Below are 25,140 nucleotides of genomic sequence, written 5' to 3'. Positions count from 1 at the left end.
GGCCGCAGGCACTCAGGGGCCGCCGCTGGTGTTGGCCGACCACTTCGCGCGCAGGTGCGGCGCTTTTTTCGTTTTTAGTCCCAATACGGAGAACAACATGTACGAGACAATCAAATGGCCGGCGGAAATGACGCCCAGTCGCTCCCCGATCCATTTCACCAACGAGCTTGAGGTTGCGGCCTCTCCCGAAACGATCTGGTCGTTGCTCGTGGATCCCGAAGCCTGGCCTCGTTTTTACCCGGGCGTCGAACACGTCCAGTTGCTTGACGGGCACGAATCGCTTCGCCTTGGCACGCGGTTCGAAACCAATTTGGCCAGCCAAGACGTCTTCGCGTCGGTGCAGGAATTCGAGCCTATGACGCGCATCGCGTGGGGCGGCTACCCCAAGGTCGCCGAGGCATCCAAAGCCTATCACGCCTGGATCATCGCACCCACGGCAAATGGATGCCACCTTTGGACCGAGGAGACGATGCAGGGCCCGTTCTGGATCGAGTTGGCCAAGCAGGCTCCCGACGGTTTTTGGCGCACACACGAGAAGCTCCTTGAGGATCTCGCCAAGGTCGCAGCCGAACGCAGTGCCTCACACATCAAATAAACAGCCGTGACTGTCGCAGTCCGAAATTGAAGGAATAGCCTCATGAATATTGACCTCGAGGGCCGCAAGGCCATTGTAACCGGCTCTACGGCCGGCATTGGTCGCGCCATTGCGGAAGGGCTGGCGCGCGCAGGCGCTTCGGTCGTGATCAACGGCCGCGGCGAGGAACGTGTCGCCGCAGCGCTTCGCGAGATTCGTGAGCTTTTCCCAAAGTCTGATCTGACGGGCGTCGCCGCTGACCTGGAAACAGCCGAAGGTGCCAGGGCCTTATTCGCGCAGGCGCCCGATGCGGATATCCTCGTCAATAATGTGGGTACAGCGCGCCCCAAGCCCTTCTTCGATCTTGCTGATGACGACTGGCTAAGCCTTTTCCAGCTCAACGTCATGAGCGGCGTTCGCGCCGCACGCCACTATGTGCCGAAGATGACGGCGCGGGGTTGGGGACGTGTCGTATTCATCAGCAGCGAGTCCGCCCTCAACGTCCCCAAAGAGATGATTGACTACGGCATGACCAAGACCGCGCAACTCGCCATTTCGAGGGGGCTCGCGGAAGCGGTCGCCGGAACGGGCGTGACGGTTAACGCGGTCCTTCCCGGCCCGACGAGGTCCGAAATCCTGTCCAACATGATGAATGAGTTGGCGCACTCGCAAGGCATCGGCCAAGAGGAAGCGGAGCAAGTGTTCTTGAAGACGATGCGCCCGACAACGCTTATCAATCGATTCGCGACGACCGAAGAAGTAGCAAACATGGTCGTCTATATCTGTTCGGAGCAAGCTTCGGCGACAAGTGGCGCTGGTCTGCGCGTCGACGGCGGCGTCCTTCGGTCAATCGTCTAGGTGGCGCTATGGTCGCACACATTGGGTCGCCACGCGCTTCAACAATTTTCTTGCACGGCGGCACTCGCCTCGGGTGGCCTCGTCACCCCCCTTCCTGCGATCACCGCTCGTTGGAGAGGACCTCCCTGACACGTGATCGTGCCCCCTATTGAAGCCCCTGGGAAATGGCGCCCGGCATCATTCCTTCCTAATTTATTCCCCGCTTGCCCGACCTGAAAAACCCCGCCGAAGCGGGGTCCGGAGATGCGGTCAGTCAACATCAAAAGCCCGCGCCATCGCCGGCACGGGCTTTGTCAATATCTCAGCTCGCCAAATCAGTAGGGCGAATTGCACTGCTGCCGAGGTCCGTAGTTGGGCTGGAACGTATTGTCTGAAGCGCGATAACTCCGGTACCGGTCGTAGCACCACTCCACATGGGAGTCGCCTCGATTAATACGGTTCTGGTTGTTGTTGATGATCGCACTGCCGATCACCGCGCCGGTCGCGAAGGCAGCCAGCGGGAACCAATAATCGCCATGACGGCGATGGCCGCGACGGTACTCGCGATAGCCGCGATGGCCGTTCCAGTGGGAGCCGTCATGGCGCGAAAATCTGCGGTTTTTGCGGTTGTGGCGCTTCCCCCACGGATTATGGTCAACCGTCTGCACATCGGTCGAAACGGACGGCGCTTGCGGCAGAAATACCTGAGCTGCATCAGCAGGCACTGCTATGGTGGCCGCGAACGATACCGATAACGCGGCCGCCAGCAAACCCGACATGATCTTGTTCATGATCTCTCCTTGAACGAAAGTTGAGGCTCAGTTCCCTAAAGCGAATGTTACGGGCCACCTTACTATTTCGCCGCCGTTTATCAAAGACAAAAACCGTGAAACCGGTCTAGTCTTGATAAAGTGGCGAAGTATGGTCAACCGCGATTTAATCCATTCTACTGTAGCCGTCGTAAAACACGAATGTCGTCCGGCATTACAGCCGAGTGGCCAGTTCGTCAGCAGTCGACCTGTCTGAGACCGGCCACGACTCACCGGACAGTCATCCGCAAACATCGCGGCATATTGGAGCAGCACGGGCGTTCTGCGCCTGATGTACAAAGCCGGAGCCCTGATGTATCTCGCCCACCGCGGGACGGTATCAGAAGCATCGAGGTGCGCCTGCTATGTTTAGACCCGGCGAACTTCCGCGATCGCGCCATAATCAATCCGGCGATTTTTGCTACTATTTTTTCGTGGCGAACCCCAACGCCGCTTGGCCGGCGCCAACCTAGGCAACCCCACCTTCCCCGCCCCCTGCGGCGCCGGCCATCTTTCACTAGGTTCTTCGTCGTCACGCCACCGGGACCGGTTTCGGTGCCGTCACCAAGGGCATAGAGATGTCCTCAATGATTTTGGTCGATCTCGCGAAGCCTGCGAAAGCTTTCGCGTGCGACTGAAATGGGACCTTGGCCATCATAAGCGCGCTGGCAAGCTCGGGCGCCGTAACGGCCCTGACAACAGCAGAAAGCCCGCGCCCTCCGGGAGAGGACGCGGGCTGATCGGGGCCACCGATCTCGCAGCATTTGTATGAGGGGACAATACGATGCTGCTGGCGTTTAAACTTTCGTCGCAGGACAGTGTTCCATCCTCAAAGGAAAAAACCGCAGGCTCATGTTCGGAGGTTGGCGCTGTGGAAATTCCTCCAGACGAACGCGTACAGTGCCCCGCCCGGTCAATTCGCCTGGAACAAAACTTTCTAGAGGTGGTTTTTCCCCCTGAAGGGACAGACTTTTCGAAGGAGATTATCTCATGAAAAAAGTTCTGATCACCAGTATGCTGGCCATCGGCGTTGGCTGTGGGGCAGCACTCGCTCAGGAACAGCAGCCGGCCGAAAGCCAATCGGGCGCCGGCACCAGTTGCGCACCCGGCTCGGCCGATTGCCCTAGCGGTTCGACGACGGGTAAACAGACCCAGGGCGAGACCGGTACCGCCACCGAGGAGCAGGCTCAAGGCAAGGCGAAGATGCAGACCGATGAGCAGGCTCAGGGCAAGGCCGGCACTACAACCGAGCAGCAGACGCAGGACAAGGACAAGGTCCAGACCGAGCAGCAGACCCAGGGCGAGGCCGGCACCACGACCGATCAACAGGCGCAGGACAAGGCCAAGATCCAGACCGAGCAGCAGTCCCAGGGCGAGGCCGGTACCACCACTGAGCAGCAAACCCAGGGCAAGACCTCCACTCAGCAGGATGAGACTTCGACCGGCTCGATCGAAAATGTGACCGTTGAACAGAAAACGGAAATCACCCAGGTCCTGAAGGAGGAGAAGGTCGAACCGGTTTCCGACGTCGATTTTGACATCTCCGTGGGCATCGAGGTTCCCCGGCAGAAGGTCAGACTGCATCGTCTGCCACCGCGAATTGTCAAGATCGTCCCGGCATACGAATCCTACGAGTATTTTGTGTTGGCTGATGGCCGCATTGTTATCGTCGACCCGGATACGCTCAAGATCGTCCTTATTCTGACCTAACGTCCTTGTCGGGCGTGAGGGGGCTCGCCGCAACCGCGGCGGCCCCTTCACCATTCATCGTTTGAAGTTGGAGGGGCAGTCTCCATTCATCGGACGGCGACAGCCATTTAGGTCGCCAGTACACCCCGCTATTCAAGCTGGCAGGGCATTTTGCGTGTCGAGGGCGACCCTTCCAGCCGAAACCCTCATCGATCACCCCTCGATGGCCTTCATCTCCCAGGCAGGACTTCAGTCTGCCCGCTGGCCGACCATGGGCTGGCGCAGGCAGTGCTTTGGTCCGGTACTGCTATCGCAAAAGCCCCAATGGGGGAGTTTCAGGAACCTAGTTCCTGCAGGCGTCGTTGCGATGCCGACCCCGTGACAGGAGGCTGCCGTGGACCACAGCATTCGGCAGGCACGTTGGCTGCTTCTTCCGGTATTTGGCTTGGTGTTCGGGGTCGCGGCCGTCGGGCTTATTATCGGCTGATGGGACCCGATCGGTGAAGGCGACACACTTGCGCAGTAATGAGTCCCTTCCTGCGCTAGCGAGACCCACCGGTTTCTCCCCTGAGACCGGTGGGTCTTGACACAGCCTTATGATGGCGAAAGCGTGATAAGTCGGTGCAACGCACAGAGGATTGGCTCGAAAACAGCAGGCATAATGCAGCGCAGACGTAACGGTTAGAGGATTTCTAACGTGACATTGGCAAGTTTATTGATGACGCCTGCCGTGCGGCGACGAAGGCTTCGCGTCGCCATTTGCCTCACTGCATCGACCTTGATTCTCGTCGTGAGCCCCTACCGTGTGGCACAAGACGGCCTATCCCTGACGCTCAGCCCGCAGTCCGCCTGGGCACAGAATGGTGGCAACGGGAATTCCGGAAATTCTGGAAACGCCGGAAACTCTGGAAATGCTGGGAATTCTGGAAACGCGGGAAACGCTGGAAATTCTGGGAACGCTGGAAACACCGGGAATTCGAACTCCAACAGCAACGCGGGCAAGGGCAAATCAAAATCACCGAAAGACAACCCACCTGAAAATCCGGTCGCTGCGGTAAACCCTGACAACAAGCCAAAACTATATATCAACGCGGCCACTGGAGACCGGATCGAAGTGCACGGGCCAAGCGTCGGCGTGGTGCATTCCAACGGGCTCAGCGAACGCATCGACGGTCGCCATTATGAAATGCGGGATGCCATGGGCCGCACCATCATTCGGCGACAGGCAACGAACTCCGATCGGGCAAGACTGCTCGCCATGATCGAGTGATGACCAGTTCATGGGCCGCAAGGCCCCATTGCTTCAGGCAGAATGGCGAACAGGCGAATGCTGACGCTCGGTCGCGTCGCGCAATGTCATCGCGGCTTCGGTCCGGTTGCTCACATTGAGCTTGGCGAGAATTCGCGTCATGTGATGCTTTATGGTTTTCTCGTGCAGGTTCAGCTGAAGACCGATCCGCTTGTTGCTCAATCCCGCGGCAACGAACGTCAGGATCTCTCTTTCGCGACTGGTGAGTTCGGCCAGCACGTCAGCTTTCGCAGTCGTGGTTGATCGGGTAGACAAGTCGACCAGTACACGTGCCGACAATTGCGGGCAAACATACCGTTCGCCCAACGCCACCGTGCGCAATATGGCGGCCAGGGTCCTCGACCCGACCCCCTTCAGGACATAGCCTCTCGCCCCGCTCTGCAAGGCGGCCACGACGTCCTGGTTTTCCTCCGAAACGGTCAGCATCACGATTTTCAGATCCGGGTGCCGCTCCAGGGCCGGTTCGATCGCGCTGAGGCCCCCTCCAGGCACCGAGATGTCCATCAGGAGAATATCGAGCTGCTGGTCTTCCGATATCCGCAAAGCGTCGTCTCTGCTGCTGCCTTGGGCAATGATCTCGAACCCGCCGATCTGCTCGAGAGTGCGCACGACGCCTTCCCTGAACAGCGGATGGTCGTCGATGACGGCGAGTTTTATGGCTGCTGGCATCATGCCTGTCCCATTTCAACTGTATTGAGAACCATTTTCACCATCGTGCCATTTTGTGAAGATGTTACGGCAAACTGGCCGCCGAGGCTTTCTACCCGCTCACGCAATCCGACGAGCCCCAGCCCTTCAGGGTGGACGATCTTCGGGTCGAAACCTGGGCCGGTATCGGAAACCTCGATACAAACGCGCTCCCCGTCGAAATGTTTCGCGACCGATTGACCGGCACCCCCGGCGTGGCGGAAGCCGTTGTTCAGCGCCTCCTGGATGAAGCGAAAGATGCAGATCTTGGCCGATGGCGACAAGGGTGTGTGCCCTCCGGTCATGGACAGCATCACTTTGACGCCGGTCCGCTCTTCGTGCGCTCGCACGGCAAGCTCGAGGATTTCCGTCAACTCGGCATTCTCGACATGCGGCAGCACAAGGCCCTTGCTGACATTCCTGATCTCTCGCATCGCGTCGTCCAAATTGGCTTTGACGGCCCGCAATTCCCGTGCACGCGTCGCAGCCGGCGTGGCAGGATCGGCAAGCACCGGACTGTCGATTCCCAGGGCAGCGAGGGCAACCAGTTGCGCCGGCCCGTCGTGCAGGTCCGCGCCGATCCGCCTGAGATAACGTTCGTTAAGCGCCGTGGCGCGCTGCGAAGCACGCTGCACCCGCAATCTCAACATCCGGTTTTGAGCAAGCAGATCGGAAAGTTCGGCAATGCGTTGCTTCAATGACCGGCTCTGGGAACGAATCGTGCGGCTGCCACGAAAAACGATCGCAGAAAGCCCGAGGAAGAAAACAGCGGTGACGGCAGCGACATCGAGCCAGGTTCGGACGAGTGCCTGCCGGAGGTTCGTTTCAAAATCGGTGGCGATCTCGTAGAATTCCAAAACAGCGACGACTTCGCCCGACCACGGCTGAAGCACAGGATTGTAGATCTCAAGAAGATGCAAGCCGCTGTCTCGCTCAGCCTGGCTGTCCGCGTCATCGAGCTTGTCGAATTCAGCGACCATGTCGCCCGCGAATGCGGCCCGGAGATTGTCGCTGGGTGGAAAACGCTTCCCGACCAAATCTTTGTTGGTCGAATAGAGGATGGTCCCGTCGCGGCGCCAGAGCTTGAAGGATTGGAGCCTTTTGCCGAGCGCACCCTGCCCCAGCGTCTCATCCAGCGCATGAGCAACGCTCTCCTCCAGCACTTCGCTCCTGCGCATGTCGGGGAGCAGCGGCGCGATAACGCTGTCGACGTAAAGAGCTGTCGCGGAAGCCGAGTTTCGGGTGACCGCGGCTTCTATCTGGCTTGTCACGGAAATTCCCACCACAATCATCGCCGACAGCGAGAATAGTCCGCCCGCGAGCAGAAACTGAGTGGCCAGCGACAGTGCGTTCCATCGATCGATCAGTCTTGTCGCTCTGTATGGCGCCATATCCCCAACGGCCCGGTCGGCGGCGCGTCGCGCCAGCGGCGCGATTCGAGAGAACCGGCCAATCTGTTGTCGAACGACGCTAAGCGACGCCATCTTTGATCTGCAACTGATCAATCCCTGGGGAACTTAGGGCTCTACGGACTGGACGGAAACCACACCCGGCGGTTTTTTCGCATAAGCTCCGCTGCCCTCGTTGAGCGAGGCAGCAAAGCCATGAGGCGCCAGCTCCGATGCTTTCGATCTCCCCGGCACAGATCGTGCAACGCCTGATCGCCAATCGCGGCGGAAGGCGCGGCGTATTTTTCACTTCTGGGCGCGCAATTCTCTCACCGCTTGAGTAAGGGTCATCCGATCGTTACCGTTCTTTTTGATCAGCCTACTGACCTGGCTGGGCGAAACGCCATTTTCTCGCGCGAAATGTTCCACCTCGTAGTACTCATCGACCGACAGGCGCTTGCGGTCGAGAAAGTCTCGGTTGTTTTTCTCGTCGGCCATTTCCTTTCTCCTTGCGAGTTTAACGCGGGTCCGCCCAACACTGGGCTGAATGTCGGTCAGGAAGCAGGTTGCAGAGTGAGAGTGGTGGACACTCCTCTCCACGAGATCCTCCCGTTAACTGGCGGCGAACGAGTGCGAGCAGTCGCGGTTCCGGACGGCTCGACGTCCGGCCCCATTGCGCGCAGCAGGTCAGACTTAAGTCCAACCGCAAGGCCTCATGGATCGGACCGAAGCCCAGCCAAGGAACGTTTGCAGCGGTCTCATGTTTGAGGGAGTCTAGCGCGAAGAATGATGCCAAGAGAGCTCACATAAGGAGGCAACCATGAAAATGCGTCTTTCCACTGCAGCCGCGGGATTTCTGCTACTGGCAGGTGTCGGCACCGCTGCCGCTCAGGACGTGATCATCGCGCCTGAGCAGGAGACCGTCATTAGAGAATATGTGGAAAAGCAGCCGCTCGCATCGGTGGAACTCCCTGGAGTCGAGCTCAATATCGGCTCAACGCTGCCCGATACGGTCGAGCTTCATGAAGTCCCCGACGTCGAATATCGGTACGTTGTCGTGGACAATCGGACCGTTGTCGTTGATCCAGGCACACGCAAGATCGTCAAAATCATTCAGTGACCTGAACGAGAGGGAGGAGACGCCCGCCGCTTCGAGACGAGCGGCGGGCGACTATTGTATGGGCAGCGTCAAATGAGAACAATCAGCAGACTCTTCGATTCCCGCGACCAGGCATCGCGTGCCGTTGCCGCGCTTCAGGCGGCAGGAGTTTCTCACGAACAGATCAGCGTCATCGGACCCTACGACGACGAAATCGGCGCTGTCCTGCGCGGTCCGGGCGGTGCCGCCCTCGGCGCGGCAGTTGGCCTGTTAATCGGCCTTGGGACTTTTGGAACCACCGGCATCGATCCTGTCGGAGCGGCGGCTGGCCTGACTCTCATCGGTGGAGCCTGCGGCGGCTTTGCTGGTGGGCTTCTCCAGACACTCGCCAAAAAGCCGGGCGAGCCCAATCTTGTTCAAGGGGTCATTCTGGTGATGGCGCATGTCGACGAGAACCAGGCCGATATGGCGCAGGCGGCGCTCGGAAGTCCCGTTCCCGTAGAGCAACTCGTGGCCACGGCCGGGTGAGATACGTCGGGTTGGCGCGCAGACGACGAAGCGCGTTCAGATCGGCACTTCTCGCTGGACCATCAGTTTCCCTCTGACGGTTCACGAGACGGCAAGCGTTTGCTCAACCAGATTGACGTAATAGCGCATCACAGTCGGCACGATTTCGTCGTTGAAGACATAGCGATCGCCGTGCAGGCCCTCGCCGGGGCCGACATCGCCGGCGCCGATCCATGCGTAGCAGCCGCCGGCCTCGCGGATCATGAAGGCGAAATCCTCGCAGCCCAGGCTCGGGCTAAACTCGGTCGAGACGTTCTCCCTCCCGACTGTTGCGGCGGCCGCCTCGACGGCGCGGGCTGTTGCGTGAGCGGCGTTGATGAGCGGCGGATAGCCCTTCTTGTAATCGAGCGTGGCCGTGACCGAATGGGCCGCGGCAATGCCCCGGGCGATCTCGCCGATCAGCTTCTCGCAGCAATCGGAATGATCGGGTTCGAAAAACCGGCAAGTGCCTTGCAGCCAGACCCTGCCCGGCACGATGTTGGCGACATTGCCGCCATGGATCTGCGTGAGACTGACGACCAGCGCGCTTTGCGGGTCGACTGAGCGGCTGACGATGCGCTGAACGGCCTGGACAAACGCGCCCGCGGCCAGGATCGGGTCGTCGCCAAGCTGTGGCATGGCGGCATGTGCGCCAAGACCTTCGAAAGTCAGCTCGAAATTGTCGACGGCTGCCATCTGCGCTCCGACGCGAGCCGCGATCGTGCCTAGCTTGACGCCCGGCCAGTTGTGGACGGCATAGATCGCCTCGACCGGGAAACGCTTGAACATGCCGTCTTCGATCATGCGCATGCTGCCGCCTTCGTTTTCCTCGGCTGGTTGAAAGATGAAATAGACGGTGCCGTCGAAGGCACGGGATTGGCTGAGCAGTCTGGCGGCGCCGAGCAGCATGGCGGTGTGTCCATCATGGCCGCAGGCGTGCATCACGCCCGCATTCCTGGAGGCATAGGGCAAGCCGGTTTTCTCCAAGACCGGAAGCGCGTCCAGCTCGGCGCGAAGACCGATGGCGCGTGTGTCCGTGCCGCAGCGCAGGACGCCGACAACCCCGGTGCCGCCAATCCCCTCATGAACCTCATCGAAGCCGAAGGATCGCAGTTTCTCAGTGACGAAGCGTGCGGTTTCGTGCTCCTTGAATCCGAGTTCGGGATTGGAATGGATGTGGTGACGCCAAGCTACGACGTCTGGTGTCAGAGCGGCGATGGGGTCATTATGCAGCATGATGCTCTCCTTCCGCACCGGCAAAGGGCGGTTTGGTCCGAGATCACGATTAGAAGGTCGCACAAGAGGCGTCTTGAACCAGATTGACCGCAGCAGGGACGAAAGACGTGGACGCGACAGAGACCAGGACATACTGGCGCCATCCCTGTTTTCCTGACCTTGGCCTGTTCAAAGCGCGCTTTACGCAGCACCGCTATGAGCTGCACACGCATCCGACCTATGTGATCGCGCTGATCACGGCCGGCTGCGAACGCATCCGCATCGGACGCCACACCGTTGTCGCTCCGACAGGCACCGTTGCCGTCGTCAATCCCGAGGAGTGGCATGACGGCGAACAAGGCGCCGATGAAGGTTGGGCCTACCGGACCTTTTATCCCTCGGTGCCGCTGATGACGGCGATCGCCCGCGAGTTGGGCGGGGATGGCACTCCGGTCTTCTCGCATGCGGTCATCGAGGACAGCGGTCTCGCCACAGCGTTGGCGACGGCGCATGAAGGCTCGACGTCCCAGGACGCGACGCAGGCCGAGGCGTCGATGCTCGTCGCCTTGAGGCACCTCATTGTTCGCCATGGCGATTGGGGCGGATGGGTCGAGGAGGTCGAAAGCTCGGGATCGCGGCAGAGGTTCTCGCTCTACGAGGACCTTGTCGAAAGTGAACTTGGCTCGCAACTCGACTTGCAGCGGCTTGCCGACGCCGCGCACGTCACCCGGTTCCAGGTCATCCGGGATTTCAAGAAGGCGATCGGCCTGACGCCCGCAGCCTATATCCGCGACCGGAGACGGCGTCGCGCCAGCTCCTTGATCGAACAGGGGCTCGGCCTCGCCGACGCCGCCATTGCGGCAGGTTTCGCCGACCAGAGCCATCTTTCCCGCACCTTCCGGGCTGCGCATGGCATGACGCCAGGCATGTTCAGGAGAGGTGGCTAAGCCTCCCGAAAGGAGACGCTTGCGCGCGGATATTTGCTGCGCGATGGTGAAGCTGGGCTTGGGGGGAATCATGCGAAAAATCCTGGTGTCGACGACGCTGCTGCTCGCGCTGCTGTTTGCGAATGCCGCTCAGGCGCTGGACAGCAGCGGGACGCCGGTTGTCGTGTCTCCACTTGCATCACGCACGGAAACCGCATCCGGCCAGCCGATCACGTTGCCGCAGAAAAACGTGCAGGTCCTGGTTTCGTCCTTTGAGATCGCGCCGGGCGCGACCTTGCCGGTCCACAAGCACCCGTTTCCCCGCTATGCCTATGTCCAAGGTGGAACGCTTCAGGTCACCAATGTCGAAACCGGCAAGAGCACCACATACAAGTCAGGCGATTTCATCATCGAAATGATCGGGCAGTGGCATCAGTCCACCAATGTCGGTGCCGATGCGGTCAAGCTGCTGGTCATAGATCAGGTCGAAGAAGGCACCAAAAACACGGTGTTGCGCCAGTAGCTGGCAACAGTGGTGGCTATCAGCCGGCTGCTCACTTAGCCTCTGCATTCACCCGGTCCGCGGCGGCGGCCAGAACGGCGCGGTCGCCCTCTTCGTACAAGCGATGGATGGAAATGGCGCTGACGCGCCAGCCTTCTGGTGTCCGCACCAGCCGGTGGAGATAGCTGGCGCCGATCGTCCAGAACCGGGTGTCGATCCAGTGGGTCGCGCGGACATGGCTGCGCGCAATCGCATCGTTGCCCGCGCCTTCGACAACGATGTTGGTGATGAGGTGCTGGGTGGCGTCGAAGCCCGGCAGCAGACCTTGCCACTGAGCGATCAGGGCGTCGCGGTCGCTGGTCACGACCTCGCCGCCGAAAAGGCTCGTATAGTCGGTCGCGACGCGGGCCGCGAAATAGGACTTGACCCGGTTCCATTCGCGCAGATCGGCATAGAGGCCGATCCCCGCCACTGCCTCGGCAATGGCGGTCCTATCTTCGACCGTCAGCGCAGCTCCCGAGGCGCTCAAGGCCGACGCAGAGGTGGCAGCAAGCGTCGCGGCGAAAACTGTCGAGGCCAGGACGACGTGCCGGCGGGTGACGGGGCTCATTGTCCCGCCTCCCCTGCATTGCCCAGCGTGGCGCGGAAATGCGCGGCGACGGCGTCGCTCGCGGCCTTCACCGGCGCGGCGCGGTCGTAGAAATCGAACTGGGTGACGTTGTCGAGCCACAGCTGCTGCTTCGGCCCGGTCAGCCGCGCGTAGAATTTGTGCGCGCCCTGCGGGATGGCAGCCGCCTCGCTATGCACCATCAGAAAGGGCTGATGCAGACGCGGAGCAGCCTGGGTCGCGTCGAATGTCAGCCAGCCGCGCCAAAAGGCCGGATCGGCCTCGTTACGCCAGGCTGGGATCATACCGCGATCGGCCTCGGTGTAGTAGGGCACCTTGAACATGATCGCGCGATCGTCGGTCAGGCTGGCGGCGGGCAGGAAGGCCTGGTTGCCGGTGCTGCGATACGCGGCCTCTGCCGCATCGCCCGCGGCTTCAAGCCTGTCGACGCCGTCCTTGCCGCCATAGGTCTGCTCGACTACCTCGGCATCGTGCAGCCAGGGCGCGACCAAGGCGACCGACTTGATCGCGGCATCTTTGGCGGCGGCAGTGACCATATAGCCGGAGCTGGCGCAAATGCCGAGCCCGCCGATGCGGTCCTTGCCGATCTCGGGCCGAGTCGCGAGATAGGCGACCGCCGCTTCGATATCGGCGATCTTGGCGCTGGGATCCTCGTATTGGCGACGTGCGCCGCCGCTTTCGCCCCAACCGCGAAAATCGAAGGTCAAGGCGACGAAGCCGCGGTCGGCCATCTCGCGGGCGTAGCGGGACGGCATCTGTTCCTTCACCGTCATCCAGGCGCCGGTCACGACCAGCGCGGGCCGAGGTTTCGCCGCGTCCAGATCCTCGGGCAGATAGAGGTCTCCGACGATCTGCTCGCCATGCGAGGCGAAGGTGACGCGCTCGACGCGCGGTGCGGCGACGGCAGTGGAGGCGAGCACGACGGCGGTTGCCACGGTTAGTGTCAGGGTTTTCAGCATCGCAAGTCTCCTTTGGCTTGGGGCGAGAAGCGCAGCGCGACGGAACGTCGCCGTCTTAGCGGTCATCCGCCAGTCGGCCGGGCAGTGGTTTCAGCGGGTAATGCGCCCAGTAGAAGGCGTCCGACTGGTACATGTCGGTCAAAAAATTCTGTGCTTCAGCGATCTTGCCGTCCTTGATGCGAAACATCAGGGTGTAGAGCTGGTCGACCTCGGGACCTGAGCCGACGTTCGACCAGCCGCGATGGATGTCGACGACGAGGTCGCCCTGCGCCTGGAAGAAGATCGGCTCAGCCTTGAACTTGCCGTCGGCCAAGCCGCGGAAAAAGGCGACCACCTCCTCCGGTCCGCGCTTGTCGCCGGCGAGCGGATGATGGCCGGGAATGCGCCACACGATGTCGGGCGCGAGGAAGGGCCGGACCGCCTCCTCGGGATTCCCGGTCGCGTAAGCTGCGTAAAAGTCCTTGATGAGCTGGATGTTGCGGTCTTCCTGCGGACCGCCGCTCGCGGGGGCGGCAGACACCACCAGGAAAGCGCCGGCGGCGAACGAAGCGAGCCTGGTCATCGGTTCTGTCTCCTTGCCTGTTTCGTCGGACCCAACATGAAGCTTTTTGTTCGCCGGAAAAATCCGTATAGTTCGACAAGGCTATTTGGAATTTCCTCACAATGCGCCTCGACCAGTTCAGCGGGATTGTCGCCTTCGTGAAGGTCGCGGAGGCCAAGAGCTTCACACGCGCTGCCGCCGAACTCGGCGTCACTCCGGCCTCGTTGAGCGAAGCCGTCAAGGGGATCGAGGAGCGTCTGGGGGTGCGGCTCCTCAACCGCACGACCCGCAGCGTTGGCTTGACCGAAGCCGGCGCCCACTATCTCGATCACGTGCGCCCGGCGGCTGAAGAGATCTGGGCAGCAGGCGCGGCGCTGCGCGAGACCCGTGATCGCCCCGCCGGCACGCTGCGCCTGAGCCTGCCGTGGATCGCCGCGCCGCTGCTGATCGAGCCGCTGATGGGGCCGTTCATGGACGCTTACCCGGACGTGCGGCTTAGCCTGATCTTCGATGACAATTTCGTCGATATCGCCGCTCAGGGCTTCGATGCCGGTCTGCGGATCGGTGAGCTTCTCGAGAAAGATATGATCGGTGCGCGTCTGGGCGGGCCGCTGCAGACGGTCGTGTTGGGGAGCCCGGATTATTTGGCGAGGAACGGCACGCCGAAGCGGCCCGCCGACCTCGCTGCCCACCGCTGTATTGCCTTCGCCTTCACCCGCACCCGCGCCATCTCGCCCTGGGAGTTCGTCGTCGATGGACGCCAGGTCGAGTTCACCCCGGACGCACGTCTGGTCGTGAACACACTGCCGCTCTGCATCACCGCCGCCGCGCAAGGGCTTGGCCTTGCCTTCGCCGTCGAAGGCCTCGCCGCGCCGCTTCTCGCCTCAGGCGCGCTGGTCAAGGTGCTGGAACCTTTCTGTCCCACCTACGAACCGCTCCACTTCTATTATCCCAGTCGCCGCCTCGTCCCGCCGAAGCTGCGGGCCTTCATCGACTTCGTGCGCGCGAACGCGCACAATTTGCGGATCTGATGCACCGCCGCGAAACCAGCCGCGGCGCATATCGGCGAGCCGGTCCGGCTCACCCCCAGGCGCCGACCATCTGCCTGGTGGCGGCGTTGAGGCGATTGAAGGCGTTGATCAGGGCAATCTGGACGACCAGGGTGGCAAGGGCCTTCTCGTCATAGTGCCGGGCGGCCTCGTCCCAGATCGCGTCCGGCACCGCGTCCGGCCGGTCGCAAAGCCGGGTTGTTGCCTCGGCAAGCGCAAGAGCTGCGCGTTCGGCGTCGGTGAAGTAAGGCGTCTCCCGCCAGGCGGACACGTTGAAGATGCGCTCGTCCTTTTCGCCTGCCTTCTTCAATTCGCGCGCATGCATGTCGATACAAACGCTGCATCCGTTGATCTGGCTGGCGCGCAAATGCACGAGCTTGCGCGTCACATAGGGCAGGTCAGCCGTTTCCGTCGACTTGTCCAGCGCGAGCAGCGCCTGCAGGGCGCCGGGAATGAGAAGCACAGGGTTTTTCAGTCTTGCTTGCATGGTGGTCTCCTTCAGACGTGTTGTGCGGGTGCGTTCTGCCGAGCCGGATGTCGGGCCGTCTATGCAAAACAATAACTGATTGGTTATGAATTTACGCATAACTCACCAGTTATGAATGTGTCAAGTGAGGAATTGGCAGCAAGCGCGGCAACGACCTGCAGCGCGTTGAGCCAATAGTTCCGGCTTTCGCTACAAGGAGCCCGATGCTAGGGCATGATCAACTCTAATTCGCCAATGGATGCCCTGTGACCCACCCTGAACGCCCTCGCCTGCCGCTGATCGAAATCTGCGTCGACGGCATCGACGGCCTGCTCGCCGCGCAGGCCGCAGGCGCCGACCGGGTCGAGCTCTGCGCCAGCCTCGTCGAGGGCGGCATCACGCCGAGTGTTGGCACGGCGCGCGCCGCGCTCGAGATGGCGACGATCCCGTTCCACGTCATCGTGCGGCCGCGCGGCGGCGATTTTCTCTACAGCGACGCTGAATACGGTTCGATGCTCGCCGATATCAGCGCGCTGCGCGAGCTTGGCGTAGCCGGTGTCGTCGTCGGCTGCCTGAGCGCCGACGGCACCATCGACGAAAAGCGCATGAGCGAACTGGTACAGGCGGCAGGGCCCTTGAACGTCACCTGCCACCGTGCCTTCGACATGACGCGCGACCCAGCCGAGGCGCTGGAGGCGCTGATCCGCAGCAAGGTCGGCCGCGTGCTGACCAGCGGCCAGCGCGACACCGCATTGGAAGGCATGGCCCTGCTGGCGGACCTCGTCCGGCAGGCCGGCAAGCGCATCATCATTCTCGGCTGCGGCGGGCTCGATCCCACGAACATCGCCGAGGTGCTGGAAAGAACCGGACTGACTGAAATGCACTTCGCCGCACTCAAGGACGTGCCGAGCGCCATGCGCTACCGCAATCCCCAGGTTGGGATGGGCGGCACCGATCTCGACCGCGAGTACCGCAACACCATGACCGACGAGGCGCTGGTGGCGGCGACGATTGCGGCGGCGAGAGCATGATCCCGAACGTGACGCAAGCACGCTTGCCGATCGAAAAAGTGTCGCCGCAGGACGAGCCCGCCGCCCTCGCCCTCAACAACGAGCACGCGGCCGAACTGTCGTGGCTTGAGCCAGAACGCCTGTCCTTCCTGCTCGGCGAAGCATTTTATGCGCGCCGCATCGGTGCGCTCGAAGCCTTCATCATGACCTTCGACCAGGGCGCAAGCTACGACAGCCCGAACTTCCTGTGGTTCCGCGAGCGCTACCAGCGCTTCGTCTATGTCGACCGTGTCGTCGTCGCGGGAGAAGCGCGTGGCCGCGGCCATGCCCGCAGGCTCTATGAGGATCTATTCGACCATGTTTCGCGTGCCGGCCAGACCATCGTCACTTGCGAGGTGAATGCCGACCCGCCCAACCCGGCTTCGGATGCCTTTCACGCCGCGCTCGGCTTTGTCGAGGTCGGCGACGCGGTGATCCACGGCGGCAAGAAGGCGGTGCGCTACTATACCAGGCAGATCACCGGCTGAGGCGACAACTCTACCAGTTGCGGTTCAGCCAGGCGCGGGCCGGCTTTTCGACGATGTAATAGCTGCACCAAGCGCAAGCGAACGCCGCGGCCAGCATCAGCAGCGGCGCACTTCCCTGCGAATAGACGAATTTGTAGAACGGCTGCTGCCACAGATAGAGCGAATACGACCACAGCCCCAGCGTAGCCATCGGCCAGGCGGACAAGAATCCGGTCAGGTAACTGAAGTCGAGTGAATTGACGGCGAGCGCCAACAGCGGCACCGCGATCAGATAGTGGATTGGCGTCGGCACCGAATCCATGAACAGAAGAACCGCCCCAACGGACGCCGCAACCGCGACATGCGGCCCCTTGAACAGGGCCGGCAGCCTGTCGTCGGCCTTGAGCAGGCATATCACCGCGGACAGCAGGATCGAGGCGATGTGCACGTCGGTTCGCCAATAGGTGGTCTCGTAGTCCATTCCGAAGACCCAGTACGAAATCGCGCCATTCGCCATGGCCAGCACCGACAGCGCGCCGAGCAGCATGACGACGCGGGCACGCCCCGAGACGACAAAGCTGATCAGCGCCAGGATGACATAGGCGTGTTCTTCGACGCACAGCGACCAGATATGGTCGAGCGCGCCGGCGCGGCTGACGAGAATTCCGGCATAGTTGTATGTGAATGTCAGCGCCGTCAGCGCCGCTTTCCATTTGAAGGCGACAAACGTGCCGGACAAGGCAACCATCGAAGCGACGACGAAAACCAGCAGCGCCGGATAGATGCGGGAGAACCGGCGTTTGAAGAATGCCTTGAGCGGATAGCGTTCGACAAAGAGAATCTCGGCCATGAGCCGGCCGCTGAGCACGAAGAAGAACTCGACGCCCATGACACCGAGGTTGATTCCGGGAACGGGAAAGAAGTGCCCGATCAGCACCAGTGCGATCGACAGGCCGCGCCATCCATCGAGATAGGCCAGCCTTGTTCTCGACGATGTGTCGGCGGCGGACCGGGACACGACAAGTTGCGTCGCGGAGATATCCGTCATGCCGGTCCCTTCGCATTTGAACGATGCGAAAGGGCTTCAGGCTGTGACCGTGCGCTCCGAGCCCCGGCTCGCATTTCCTCCAGGCATATTGCAGTGCAATAGAATGTTGTGCAAGTGCGAGATAGCAACACTCTCGCATATCCGGCAATCAGACCTGAGAGCGACGAAAAAGGGGCCGCGAAGGCCCCTTCCTCAAAGCTCGCAATCCCAAGACCGGCAATCGGCAGATTCAGGCGTTGGCGGCAGCCACAGCGCGCTTGGCCATCACCGCAATCAGATTGGCGCGATAATCGGCCGAGGCGTGGATGTCGCTCATCAAATTTTTCGCCGAAATCTTCATGCCGTCGAGCGCGGCTGCCGTGAAACTCTTGGTCAGCGCCGCCTCGATTTCCTTCGAACGGAAGACGCCGTCGTCGCCGGCCCCGGTGACGGCGACCCTGACGCCGTCCTTGCCCTTGGCCACGAACACCCCGACGATCGCATAGCGCGAGGCGGGATTGCGAAACTTCTCATAGGCCGCCTTGGCCGGCGCGGTGAAGGTCACGGCAGTGATGATCTCGCCGTCTTTCAGCGCCGTCTCGAACAGGCCCGTGAAGAACTTGCCGGCCGCGATCTCGCGCTTGTTGGTGACGATGGTGGCGTCGAGCGCAAGAAGTGCTGCCGGATAGTCGGCCGCCGGATCGTTGTTGGCGATCGAGCCACCGATCGTGCCCTTGTAGCGCACCGCCGGGTCGCCGATCCGGGACGCGGTATGGGCGAGCGCCGGACAGGCCTTCTTCAGCTTCTCGTCGCTGGCGACATCATGATGCGTGGTGCCGGCGCCGATAGTGACGGTCTTGCCCGACACCTTGACGCCTTGCAGTTCCTTGATCCGCGACAGGTCGACCAAGTCGGAAGGCGCGGCAAGCCGCGTCTTCATGGCGGGGATCCGCGTCATGCCGCCCGACAAGAGCTTTGCATCGCCGCTCTTGAGCAGCTTGGCGGCATCGGCGACGGAGGCGGCGCGGTGATAGTTGACCGAATACATGATTGTTCCTCCTCAGTGTTTCGTCGCCCGGATCGCTGCCCAGACCGTGGACGGCGATGCCGGCATGGCGATATCGGTGATGCCGATGGCGTCGGTGATGGCGTTGATCACCGCCGGCGGTGAGCCGATGGCGCCGGCCTCGCCGCAGCCCTTGATGCCGAGCGGATTGCTCGGGCACGGCGTGTTCGAGGTCGAGACCTTGAACGACGGCAGATCGTCGGCGCGCGGCATGGTGTAGTCCATATAGCTCGCCGTCAAAAGCTGCCCGCTGGCGTCGTAGCGAGTGCCTTCCAGCAAGGCCTGGCCGATGCCTTGGGCGACGCCGCCATGCACCTGGCCTTCGACGATCATCGGGTTGATGATGTTGCCGAAATCGTCGGCGGCGACGAACTGGACGATCTCGGTGACGCCGGTCTCCGGATCGATCTCCACCTCGCAGACATAGCAGCCGGCCGGGAAGGTGAAGTTCGACGGATCGTAGAATGAGGTCTCCTTCAGCCCCGGCTCCATGCCGCCTGGCAGGTTGTGGGCCGTGTAGGCAGCAAGCGCCATCTGGAACCACGGCACGCTCTTATCGGTGCCGGTGACCTTCAACGCGCCGTTTTCGATGACGATGTCGCCCTCGTCGGCCTCGAGCAGATGCGCGGCGATCTTCTTGGCCTTGGCCTCGACCTTATCGAGCGCCTTGGCGACGGCCGACATGCCGACGGCGCCCGAGCGCGAACCGTAGCTTCCCATGCCCATCTGCACCTTGTCGGTATCGCCATGGACGATCGAGACGCTGTCTATCGGCACGCCAAAGCGCTGGCTGACCAGCTGCGCGAAGGTCGTCTCATGGCCCTGGCCGTGGCTGTGCGAGCCGGTCAGCACCTCGATGGTGCCGACGGCGTTGACGCGCACCTCGGCCGATTCCCACAAGCCGATGCCGGCGCCAAGACTGCCGACCGCCGCCGACGGCGCCAGGCCGCAAGCCTCGATATAATTGCTCAAGCCGATGCCGCGCAGCTTGCCTCTCTTGACGGCGTCCGCCTTGCGCTTGGCAAAGCCGCCATAGTCGGCAGCCGCCATCGCAGCGTCGAGCGAAGCGGCATAGTCGCCGGCATCATAGTTCATGATGACCGGCGTCTGGTGCGGGAACGAGGTGATGAAGTTCTTTCGGCGAAGCTCTGCCGGCGACACGCCCAACTCGCGTGCGGCGGTCTCCATGGTGCGTTCGAGCAGATAGGTTGCTTCCGGCCGCCCTGCCCCGCGATAGGCGTCGACCGGTGCGGTGTTGGTATAGACGGCGCGCACATTGGCGTGGATCGCCGGGATATCGTACTGGCCCGACAACAGCGTCGCGTAGAGATAGGTCGGCACACAAGACGAGAATAGCGACATGTAGGCACCGAGATTGGCGATGGTGTCGACCTTCAGCCCGGTGATCCTGTTGTCCTTGTCGAAGGCCATTTCCACTGTCGAGACATGGTCGCGGCCATGGGCATCGGTGAGAAAGCTCTCGGTGCGGTCAGCCACCCATTTGACCGGCACGCCGGTCTTCTTCGAGGCCCACAGGCAGATGATTTCTTCCGGATAGATGTAGATCTTCGAGCCGAAGCCGCCGCCGACATCCGGCGCGATGACGCGCAGCTTGTTTTCCGGCGCGACATTGTAGAAGGCGCTCATCACCAGGCGCGCGAGATGCGGATTCTGCGAGGTCGTCCAGCACGTATAGTGGTCCTCGGCCTTGTCGTAGTAGCCTAGTGCAGCGCGCGGCTCCATGGCGTTGGGCACCAGCCGGTTGTTGACGATCTTCATGCGGGTGACGTGGGCAGCGGCCTTGATCGCCGCATTGGTCGCGGTGCTGTCGCCGAGCTCCCAGTCGAAAATCAGGTTACCGTCGGCTTCCGGATGGATCTGTGGTGCGCTCCTTTCGAGCGCCTTCGGAGCATCGACGACTGCCTTCAATTCCTTATAGGTGATGTCGACCGCTTCGGCCGCGTCGCGCGCCTGGCCCTTGGTTTCGGCGACCACGACGACCACCGCGTCACCGACGTAGCGGACCCTGTCGAAGGCCAGCGGCGACCAAGCCCCCATCTTCATCGGCGAGCCGTCCTTGGAATGGATCATCCACCCGCAGATGAGATTGCCGATGCCGTCGGCCTTGAGCTCCTTGCCAGTCAGCACGCCGATGACGCCCGGCATGCCTTTCGCCTTTTTGACATCGATCTTCTTGATCTGCGCATGCGCGTACGGGCTGCGCACGAAGGCCGCATGCTTCATGCCGGGAACCACCATGTCGTCGACATAGCGCCCGGCGCCGGTAATGAACCGCCTGTCTTCCTTGCGCGCTACACGAGCGCCAACACCTTCAATGCCCATCGCAGAAATTCCTCCCGAATTGCTGAAGTAGGTGAGTAGGGCAGTAGGGGAGTAAGGATTTGAGCCAATTTCCCTACTGCCTTACTGCCCTACTCCCTTACTGCCCTTATGCTGCTTGCTTGGCCTTGCCCTTCGAGGACATCGTCTCCGATGCGGCGAGGATCGCCTTCACGATGTTGTGGTAGCCGGTGCAGCGGCAGATGTTGCCTTCGAGCTCGGTGCGCACCGTGGCCTCGTCGAGGCCTTCGGGGTGACGGTTGATCATGTCGGTCGCCGCCATGATCATGCCCGGCGTGCAGAAACCGCACTGCAGCCCATGATGCTCCTTGAACGCCGCCTGCACCGGATGCAGGTCGGCGCCGTCCGCCAAGCCTTCGATCGTCACGACGGTCGACCCGGAGGCTTGCACCGCAAGCATCGTGCATGATTTTACCGCCTTGCCATCGACATGGATCACACAGGCGCCGCATTGCGAGGTGTCGCAGCCGACATGCGTCCCGGTCAGGCCGAGATTCTCCCTCAAGAAATGAACCAGAAGCGTACGGTCTTCGGCAGCGCCGCTGACTCGCCTTCCGTTGACCGTAAACGATACGTCCGACATGAAACCTCCCTGGGTGCTACCTTGGTCGTTCTGGCGTCGGTGTTGCCCGAGCCCTCCATCTGTCCGCTATTCTTATACCGCATAAAGCACGGGGAAAAAGTGCCGCGGAATGCCGAGATTGCGAGAATGCAGTTCGTCCGAAAATCCGCCTATTGTACTTTCGGTCACGCAAAGACAGGAAATGGCGCAACGAAGCGACACACGATCGCTGTGCGATGCCGGCCTTCGGCAATCAGCGGCCTGGGGCTGGCCAAGCCGATTCAGCCGATGCCGTGTTTTCTGAGAACCTCCCGCTCGTCGCCTGACACCCACCCAAATACTTTGGGCTCTCCGTCCAGCTTCTACACGAGGTAGTGGACGTCGAAGTCTATCGTGACGTCCGGTCGGTCTTTTCGGGCATAGATCGACGTCCAGGCGACGTGGGCAACGCAATGATGCTCGTCTATCGGCGAGATACGAACATCCCGTATTCGCATTTCCTTCGTGCCGATCGCTCGATAGTGAGCATAGCCTTGCTCCATAACCTGCTTGAACTGGTCGTCGTTCTTGCCGACCATGACGCCGGCAGGCGACGCCGCGATGAAGGCGGAGGCATAGACCGATGTGACTTCGTCCATGTCGGCATCGCCGGCGAGGGATTTCTGGAAAAGCTGCTCATACCTTTCGAACAGCTTCCTGATCTGCGCTTCCATGGATCACGCTCCCTTCCCGTGTAGTTCTGGCCAGTGTGGTTTTGGATTTGAAGTTCCTGAGCGCTGACGCCGTCAAAAATAGCAGAAAATGCAAATCCGTCATGTTGGCTCATTGCCAAAGTGGCACTTGAAGACAACAATACCCTCGACGCCGGCGCGCCAGACGCGCACAAAAAGCGCGTCGGAGGAATGGAGGACGAAGCCGCTGGCCAGTTCACGGACGCGCTATGCATGCGGCCTATCGGTGCTCACTACCGACGAACCCGACGCGGATGCGTTCGCCCGGGCGGTGGCAGCGGAAGCCGCGGCCATCGACGCCGGGTTCGCCCTGCTGTTTTTCTCGCAGAGCCTCGTTGAGGCAGTCGCCCTTTCGGAAGCGCTGAAAGCCCAAGCGCCGGCGCTCCACTATGCCGGCTGCTCGACGGCCGGCGAGATTACGCCTAAGGGCCTGGAGGACGGCCAGGTCCTGGCCATGTTGCTCCCCTCCGCATCGTTTTCGGCAGCCAGCACCATGGTCGAAAATCTGTCCTCATCGGGCATGGACGGGATCACCGGCGAAGTCGAGGCGCTGAGGCGTTCGCTACGCGGGCGCGTCGGGCACGAGCGAGCCGACACCACCTTCGCGCTCTGCTTCATCGACGGGCTGTCCTTTGCCGAAGAGGCGGTGACCTCCGCCATCCATTGGGGGCTCGACGACATTCCACTAATCGGCGGGTCGGCCGGCGATGATCTGAAATTCGAAACGACGCGGCTGATCTCGAACGGCAAAGTTACCTCCGACAGCGCCATCATCGTGCTGATCACCACGGAAATTCCTTTCCACGTGTTCAAGACCGACAATTTCGTCCCCACCGACGAGAAGCTGGTGGTGACCGCGTCCGATCCCGATCACCGCACCGTGCGCGAATTCAATGCCACCAACGCCGCCGAGGAATATGCCGCCTCGGTCGGCGTCATCCCGCAGATGCTGACGCCGCTGAGTTTCGCCTCGCATCCGGTGGTGGTGAAAGTGGGCGGCGAATTCTACTGCCGCTCGATCCAGAAGATGCATGCGGACGGCTCGCTGTCGTTCTTCTGCGCCATCGACGATGGCGTTGTCCTTTCCATCGCCCAGCCCAAGAACATGGTTGAATCGACACGTGCCGCCCTTAGGGATGTCGAGGAAAGGCTTGGCGGCATCGACATGATTCTCGGTTTCGACTGCGTGCTGCGCAGGCTCGACGCGCGCAACCGCCAGGTCTTTCGAGAGATTTCGGAACTCTACAAAGTCAACAATGTCATCGGCTTCGGCACCTATGGCGAACAGTACCGGTCGATGCATCTGAACCAGACTTTCACCGGCATCGCTTTCGGAGAGCGGCAGGCGGCGGAGTAGGAGGTTCTTATGCCGCTCAGGAACATCAACGACCTGGAGAAGCTGAAGAAGATCAACGCAGCCCTTGTCAGCCGCGTCGAGCGGTCGATGGAACAGCAGGGCAACGCGTTCTCGCTGTTCCAGACCGCGATTTCGCTCGAAAATCGAGTGCGTACGCGCACCGAGGAACTGCACTCGACACTGCGTAGATTGGAACAATCCAACATCGATTTGAGCGCGGCCAAGGAAAACGCCGAGCTGGCAAACCTGTCCAAGACCAGGTTCCTGGCCGCCGCCAGCCACGACGTGCTGCAGCCACTAAACGCTGCCCATCTCTCCGTCTCGGCGCTGGCCGAAGTGCAGACCAGCGATGAAGGCAAGAAACTGGTTCGGCAGGTCGAGCGGTCGCTGGAGACGATGGAGGATCTGCTCCGCACCCTGCTCGACATTTCCAAGCTCGACGCCGGCGTGGTGCAGCCCGATATCGGCGACGTCAGCCTGGAGATGCTGTTTTCGTCGCTGCGCTCGGATTTCCTGCCGGTCGCCGAAATGAAGAGCCTGACGCTAAAGTTCCGGCCGGTCAACGCCGTCGTGCGTTCGGACCGCACCTTGCTGCGCCGCATCCTGCAGAACATTCTTTCCAACGCGCTGCGCTACACCCGCTCCGGCGGCGTGCTGGTCGGCACCAGGCATCGCGGCGACACGATCCGCATCGATGTCGCCGATACCGGCTGCGGTATTCCCGACGACCAGCGCGAGGCCGTGTTCGAGGAATTCCACCGCGGCACGATCCCGATCGATGCCGGGCTTGCCGGCGGTGGGCTGGGATTGGGCCTGGCCATCGTGCGCCGCATCGCCGCCGCACTCGGCCATCCCGTGACGTTTTCGTCGAAGGTCGGACATGGCACGATTTTCCATATCGACGTTCCGGTCGGGATCGGCGCCAGCGTCGATGCCATTGCGAGCACCGCCGACATGGAGAGGCCGCGCGGCTACGGTCTGTTCGGCACCAAGGTGCTGCTGGTCGAGAACGACATCGAGGTGCTGCAGGCGATGACGTCCCTGCTCGAGCGCTGGCAATGCCTGGTGCGCCCCGCCACCTCGACCGGTGATGCGCTCGACATGCTTGGCGATACGGACTGGGTGCCGGACATCGTCATAGCCGACCAGCATCTCGACGGCGGCGATCTCGGCACCACGACCATCGCCGAGGTCCGCGATTACCTCGGTCGCGCCGTGCCGGCGCTGATCGTCACCGCCGACGGTTCGGAAAAAATTGCCAAAGCCGCCCGCGCGGCCGGCATCGAGCTGATGCGC

The 25,140-nt window shown here is 61.6% G+C and carries 26 protein-coding genes and 1 pseudogene; 13 read left to right on the top strand and 14 right to left on the bottom strand.

Translation table 11 applies throughout. The annotated features are described in order from the left end of the window. Nucleotides 1–31: 31 nt before the first annotated feature. Both E5W87_RS11935 and E5W87_RS11930 read left to right on the top strand, forming a co-directional pair. Nucleotides 32–595, top strand: a complete 564-nt coding sequence (locus tag E5W87_RS11935) for an SRPBCC domain-containing protein (protein WP_292397293.1) — start codon at nt 32–34, stop codon at nt 593–595. Between the two features lie 42 nt (nt 596–637). After that, a complete protein-coding gene (locus E5W87_RS11930) occupies nt 638–1,432 on the top strand; it encodes an SDR family NAD(P)-dependent oxidoreductase (protein ID WP_292397290.1) in 795 nt (264 codons plus the stop codon). A 314-nt stretch (nt 1,433–1,746) separates the two neighbouring features. Here E5W87_RS11930 and E5W87_RS11925 read toward each other — a convergent pair whose 3' ends face one another. After that, nucleotides 1,747–2,202, bottom strand: coding sequence for a BA14K family protein (locus E5W87_RS11925; RefSeq protein ID WP_292397287.1), 456 nt, complete (start codon nt 2,200–2,202; stop codon nt 1,747–1,749). A 1,008-nt stretch (nt 2,203–3,210) separates the two neighbouring features. On the opposite strand from E5W87_RS11925, the gene E5W87_RS11920 reads away from it, so the two are divergent. Both E5W87_RS11920 and E5W87_RS11915 read left to right on the top strand, forming a co-directional pair. Further along, nucleotides 3,211–3,930: a DUF1236 domain-containing protein gene (locus tag E5W87_RS11920; RefSeq protein WP_292397285.1), complete on the top strand. Its 720-nt coding sequence runs from the start codon at nt 3,211–3,213 to the stop codon at nt 3,928–3,930. A 676-nt stretch (nt 3,931–4,606) separates the two neighbouring features. Continuing rightward, on the top strand, nt 4,607–5,179 hold the full coding sequence (locus E5W87_RS11915) for a hypothetical protein (RefSeq protein ID WP_292397282.1): 573 nt from the start codon (nt 4,607–4,609) through the stop codon (nt 5,177–5,179). 33 nt (nt 5,180–5,212) lie between these two features. Here the strand turns inward: E5W87_RS11915 and E5W87_RS11910 are convergent, their stop codons facing one another. From E5W87_RS11910 to E5W87_RS11900, 3 genes are all read right to left on the bottom strand, one after another. Further along, entirely contained in the window at nt 5,213–5,887 is a 675-nt protein-coding gene (locus tag E5W87_RS11910; RefSeq protein WP_292397299.1) for a response regulator transcription factor, read from the bottom strand. Then, a complete protein-coding gene (locus E5W87_RS11905; RefSeq protein ID WP_292397296.1) occupies nt 5,887–7,296 on the bottom strand; it encodes a sensor histidine kinase in 1,410 nt (469 codons plus the stop codon). Before E5W87_RS11905 ends, E5W87_RS11910 begins: the two co-directional genes overlap by 1 nt. A 303-nt stretch (nt 7,297–7,599) precedes the next feature. Further along, nucleotides 7,600–7,791 carry a DUF3606 domain-containing protein gene (locus tag E5W87_RS11900; protein ID WP_292397278.1) on the bottom strand — a complete coding sequence of 64 codons (192 nt, stop codon included), beginning with the start codon at nt 7,789–7,791 and terminating at the stop codon, nt 7,600–7,602. Between the two features lie 322 nt (nt 7,792–8,113). Here E5W87_RS11900 and E5W87_RS11895 point away from each other — a divergent pair, with 322 nt between their 5' ends. Both E5W87_RS11895 and E5W87_RS11890 read left to right on the top strand, forming a co-directional pair. Next, the gene (locus E5W87_RS11895; protein ID WP_095485521.1) at nt 8,114–8,413 is read left to right on the top strand and encodes a DUF1236 domain-containing protein; all 300 of its coding nucleotides are present in this window, start codon (nt 8,114–8,116) and stop codon (nt 8,411–8,413) included. 72 nt (nt 8,414–8,485) lie between these two features. After that, complete coding sequence (locus E5W87_RS11890) at nt 8,486–8,920, top strand: hypothetical protein (protein WP_292397275.1); 435 nt, start codon at nt 8,486–8,488, stop codon at nt 8,918–8,920. Between the two features lie 81 nt (nt 8,921–9,001). On the opposite strand, the gene E5W87_RS11885 is transcribed toward E5W87_RS11890, so the two are convergent. Beyond that, complete coding sequence (locus tag E5W87_RS11885; RefSeq protein ID WP_292397272.1) at nt 9,002–10,174, bottom strand: amidohydrolase; 1,173 nt, start codon at nt 10,172–10,174, stop codon at nt 9,002–9,004. A gap of 107 nt (nt 10,175–10,281) precedes the next feature. On the opposite strand from E5W87_RS11885, the gene E5W87_RS11880 reads away from it, so the two are divergent. Next, nucleotides 10,282–11,100 (top strand): AraC family transcriptional regulator, encoded by an 819-nt coding sequence (locus E5W87_RS11880; protein WP_292397270.1) that lies wholly within the window; start codon nt 10,282–10,284, stop codon nt 11,098–11,100. A 70-nt stretch (nt 11,101–11,170) separates the two neighbouring features. After that, the gene (locus E5W87_RS11875; protein WP_292397268.1) at nt 11,171–11,602 is read left to right on the top strand and encodes a cupin domain-containing protein; all 432 of its coding nucleotides are present in this window, start codon (nt 11,171–11,173) and stop codon (nt 11,600–11,602) included. A 31-nt stretch (nt 11,603–11,633) separates the two neighbouring features. Here the strand turns inward: E5W87_RS11875 and E5W87_RS11870 are convergent, their stop codons facing one another. From E5W87_RS11870 to E5W87_RS11860, 3 genes are read right to left on the bottom strand one after another with little or no spacing between them, the layout of a single operon-like run. After that, complete coding sequence (locus E5W87_RS11870; protein ID WP_292397266.1) at nt 11,634–12,191, bottom strand: nuclear transport factor 2 family protein; 558 nt, start codon at nt 12,189–12,191, stop codon at nt 11,634–11,636. Then, nucleotides 12,188–13,168, bottom strand: coding sequence for a CocE/NonD family hydrolase (locus E5W87_RS11865; RefSeq protein ID WP_292397263.1), 981 nt, complete (start codon nt 13,166–13,168; stop codon nt 12,188–12,190). Before E5W87_RS11865 ends, E5W87_RS11870 begins: the two co-directional genes overlap by 4 nt. Nucleotides 13,169–13,223: 55 nt before the next feature. Then, entirely contained in the window at nt 13,224–13,730 is a 507-nt protein-coding gene (locus E5W87_RS11860; RefSeq protein ID WP_292397260.1) for a nuclear transport factor 2 family protein, read from the bottom strand. A gap of 101 nt (nt 13,731–13,831) precedes the next feature. On the opposite strand from E5W87_RS11860, the gene E5W87_RS11855 reads away from it, so the two are divergent. Continuing rightward, nucleotides 13,832–14,740: a LysR family transcriptional regulator gene (locus E5W87_RS11855; RefSeq protein ID WP_292397258.1), complete on the top strand. Its 909-nt coding sequence runs from the start codon at nt 13,832–13,834 to the stop codon at nt 14,738–14,740. Between the two features lie 49 nt (nt 14,741–14,789). Here the strand turns inward: E5W87_RS11855 and E5W87_RS11850 are convergent, their stop codons facing one another. Continuing rightward, complete coding sequence (locus E5W87_RS11850) at nt 14,790–15,245, bottom strand: carboxymuconolactone decarboxylase family protein (RefSeq protein WP_292397255.1); 456 nt, start codon at nt 15,243–15,245, stop codon at nt 14,790–14,792. A 245-nt stretch (nt 15,246–15,490) separates the two neighbouring features. Here E5W87_RS11850 and E5W87_RS11845 point away from each other — a divergent pair, with 245 nt between their 5' ends. Beyond that, nucleotides 15,491–16,255: a copper homeostasis protein CutC gene (locus E5W87_RS11845; RefSeq protein WP_292397252.1), complete on the top strand. Its 765-nt coding sequence runs from the start codon at nt 15,491–15,493 to the stop codon at nt 16,253–16,255. Then, a complete protein-coding gene (locus E5W87_RS11840; protein WP_292397249.1) occupies nt 16,252–16,761 on the top strand; it encodes a GNAT family N-acetyltransferase in 510 nt (169 codons plus the stop codon). The genes E5W87_RS11845 and E5W87_RS11840 overlap by 4 nt, the downstream gene beginning before the upstream one ends. A 10-nt stretch (nt 16,762–16,771) precedes the next feature. Here the strand turns inward: E5W87_RS11840 and E5W87_RS11835 are convergent, their stop codons facing one another. The 5 genes and pseudogenes from E5W87_RS11835 to E5W87_RS11815 form a co-directional block, all read right to left on the bottom strand. Then, on the bottom strand, nt 16,772–17,788 hold the full coding sequence (locus tag E5W87_RS11835; RefSeq protein WP_292397247.1) for an acyltransferase: 1,017 nt from the start codon (nt 17,786–17,788) through the stop codon (nt 16,772–16,774). A 229-nt stretch (nt 17,789–18,017) separates the two neighbouring features. Further along, complete coding sequence (locus E5W87_RS11830) at nt 18,018–18,815, bottom strand: xanthine dehydrogenase family protein subunit M (RefSeq protein WP_292397244.1); 798 nt, start codon at nt 18,813–18,815, stop codon at nt 18,018–18,020. A 12-nt stretch (nt 18,816–18,827) separates the two neighbouring features. Continuing rightward, on the bottom strand, nt 18,828–21,176 hold the full coding sequence (locus E5W87_RS11825) for a xanthine dehydrogenase family protein molybdopterin-binding subunit (RefSeq protein ID WP_292397242.1): 2,349 nt from the start codon (nt 21,174–21,176) through the stop codon (nt 18,828–18,830). 106 nt (nt 21,177–21,282) lie between these two features. Next, nucleotides 21,283–21,777, bottom strand: coding sequence for a (2Fe-2S)-binding protein (locus tag E5W87_RS11820; RefSeq protein WP_292397239.1), 495 nt, complete (start codon nt 21,775–21,777; stop codon nt 21,283–21,285). Nucleotides 21,778–22,037: 260 nt separating this feature from the next. Beyond that, nucleotides 22,038–22,469: pseudogene (locus tag E5W87_RS11815) on the bottom strand (nuclear transport factor 2 family protein). A 244-nt stretch (nt 22,470–22,713) separates the two neighbouring features. Here E5W87_RS11815 and E5W87_RS11810 point away from each other — a divergent pair. Then, nucleotides 22,714–23,844: an FIST signal transduction protein gene (locus E5W87_RS11810; protein WP_292397237.1), complete on the top strand. Its 1,131-nt coding sequence runs from the start codon at nt 22,714–22,716 to the stop codon at nt 23,842–23,844. A 9-nt stretch (nt 23,845–23,853) separates the two neighbouring features. After that, on the top strand, nt 23,854–25,140 hold a 1,287-nt coding region (locus tag E5W87_RS11805), incomplete at its 3' end, for a hybrid sensor histidine kinase/response regulator (protein ID WP_292397234.1).

Origin of the sequence: Mesorhizobium sp. (genome assembly GCF_004962925.1) — a bacterium.
Classification (GTDB): Bacteria; Pseudomonadota; Alphaproteobacteria; order Rhizobiales; family Rhizobiaceae; genus Mesorhizobium.
The sequence above is the reverse complement of the archived record's forward strand: the minus strand, read 5'-3'. Positions and strand labels throughout refer to the sequence as shown.

Bases quoted from the DNA above. Each gene is read 5' to 3' on its own strand.
- E5W87_RS11930 (WP_292397290.1), top strand. From the start codon at position 638: ATGAATATTGACCTCGAGGGCCGCAAGGCCATTGTAACCGGCTCTACG.
- E5W87_RS11925 (WP_292397287.1), bottom strand. From the start codon at position 2,202: ATGAACAAGATCATGTCGGGTTTGCTGGCGGCCGCGTTATCGGTATCG.
- E5W87_RS11920 (WP_292397285.1), top strand. From the start codon at position 3,211: ATGAAAAAAGTTCTGATCACCAGTATGCTGGCCATCGGCGTTGGCTGT.
- E5W87_RS11910 (WP_292397299.1), bottom strand. From the start codon at position 5,887: ATGCCAGCAGCCATAAAACTCGCCGTCATCGACGACCATCCGCTGTTC.
- E5W87_RS11905 (WP_292397296.1), bottom strand. From the start codon at position 7,296: ATGGCGCCATACAGAGCGACAAGACTGATCGATCGATGGAACGCACTG.
- E5W87_RS11900 (WP_292397278.1), bottom strand. From the start codon at position 7,791: ATGGCCGACGAGAAAAACAACCGAGACTTTCTCGACCGCAAGCGCCTG.
- E5W87_RS11895 (WP_095485521.1), top strand. From the start codon at position 8,114: ATGAAAATGCGTCTTTCCACTGCAGCCGCGGGATTTCTGCTACTGGCA.
- E5W87_RS11890 (WP_292397275.1), top strand. From the start codon at position 8,486: ATGAGAACAATCAGCAGACTCTTCGATTCCCGCGACCAGGCATCGCGT.
- E5W87_RS11885 (WP_292397272.1), bottom strand. From the start codon at position 10,174: ATGCTGCATAATGACCCCATCGCCGCTCTGACACCAGACGTCGTAGCT.
- E5W87_RS11875 (WP_292397268.1), top strand. From the start codon at position 11,171: ATGCGAAAAATCCTGGTGTCGACGACGCTGCTGCTCGCGCTGCTGTTT.
- E5W87_RS11870 (WP_292397266.1), bottom strand. From the start codon at position 12,191: ATGAGCCCCGTCACCCGCCGGCACGTCGTCCTGGCCTCGACAGTTTTC.
- E5W87_RS11865 (WP_292397263.1), bottom strand. From the start codon at position 13,168: ATGCTGAAAACCCTGACACTAACCGTGGCAACCGCCGTCGTGCTCGCC.
- E5W87_RS11860 (WP_292397260.1), bottom strand. From the start codon at position 13,730: ATGACCAGGCTCGCTTCGTTCGCCGCCGGCGCTTTCCTGGTGGTGTCT.
- E5W87_RS11855 (WP_292397258.1), top strand. From the start codon at position 13,832: ATGCGCCTCGACCAGTTCAGCGGGATTGTCGCCTTCGTGAAGGTCGCG.
- E5W87_RS11850 (WP_292397255.1), bottom strand. From the start codon at position 15,245: ATGCAAGCAAGACTGAAAAACCCTGTGCTTCTCATTCCCGGCGCCCTG.
- E5W87_RS11840 (WP_292397249.1), top strand. From the start codon at position 16,252: ATGATCCCGAACGTGACGCAAGCACGCTTGCCGATCGAAAAAGTGTCG.
- E5W87_RS11835 (WP_292397247.1), bottom strand. From the start codon at position 17,788: ATGACGGATATCTCCGCGACGCAACTTGTCGTGTCCCGGTCCGCCGCC.
- E5W87_RS11830 (WP_292397244.1), bottom strand. From the start codon at position 18,815: ATGTATTCGGTCAACTATCACCGCGCCGCCTCCGTCGCCGATGCCGCC.
- E5W87_RS11825 (WP_292397242.1), bottom strand. From the start codon at position 21,176: ATGGGCATTGAAGGTGTTGGCGCTCGTGTAGCGCGCAAGGAAGACAGG.
- E5W87_RS11820 (WP_292397239.1), bottom strand. From the start codon at position 21,777: ATGTCGGACGTATCGTTTACGGTCAACGGAAGGCGAGTCAGCGGCGCT.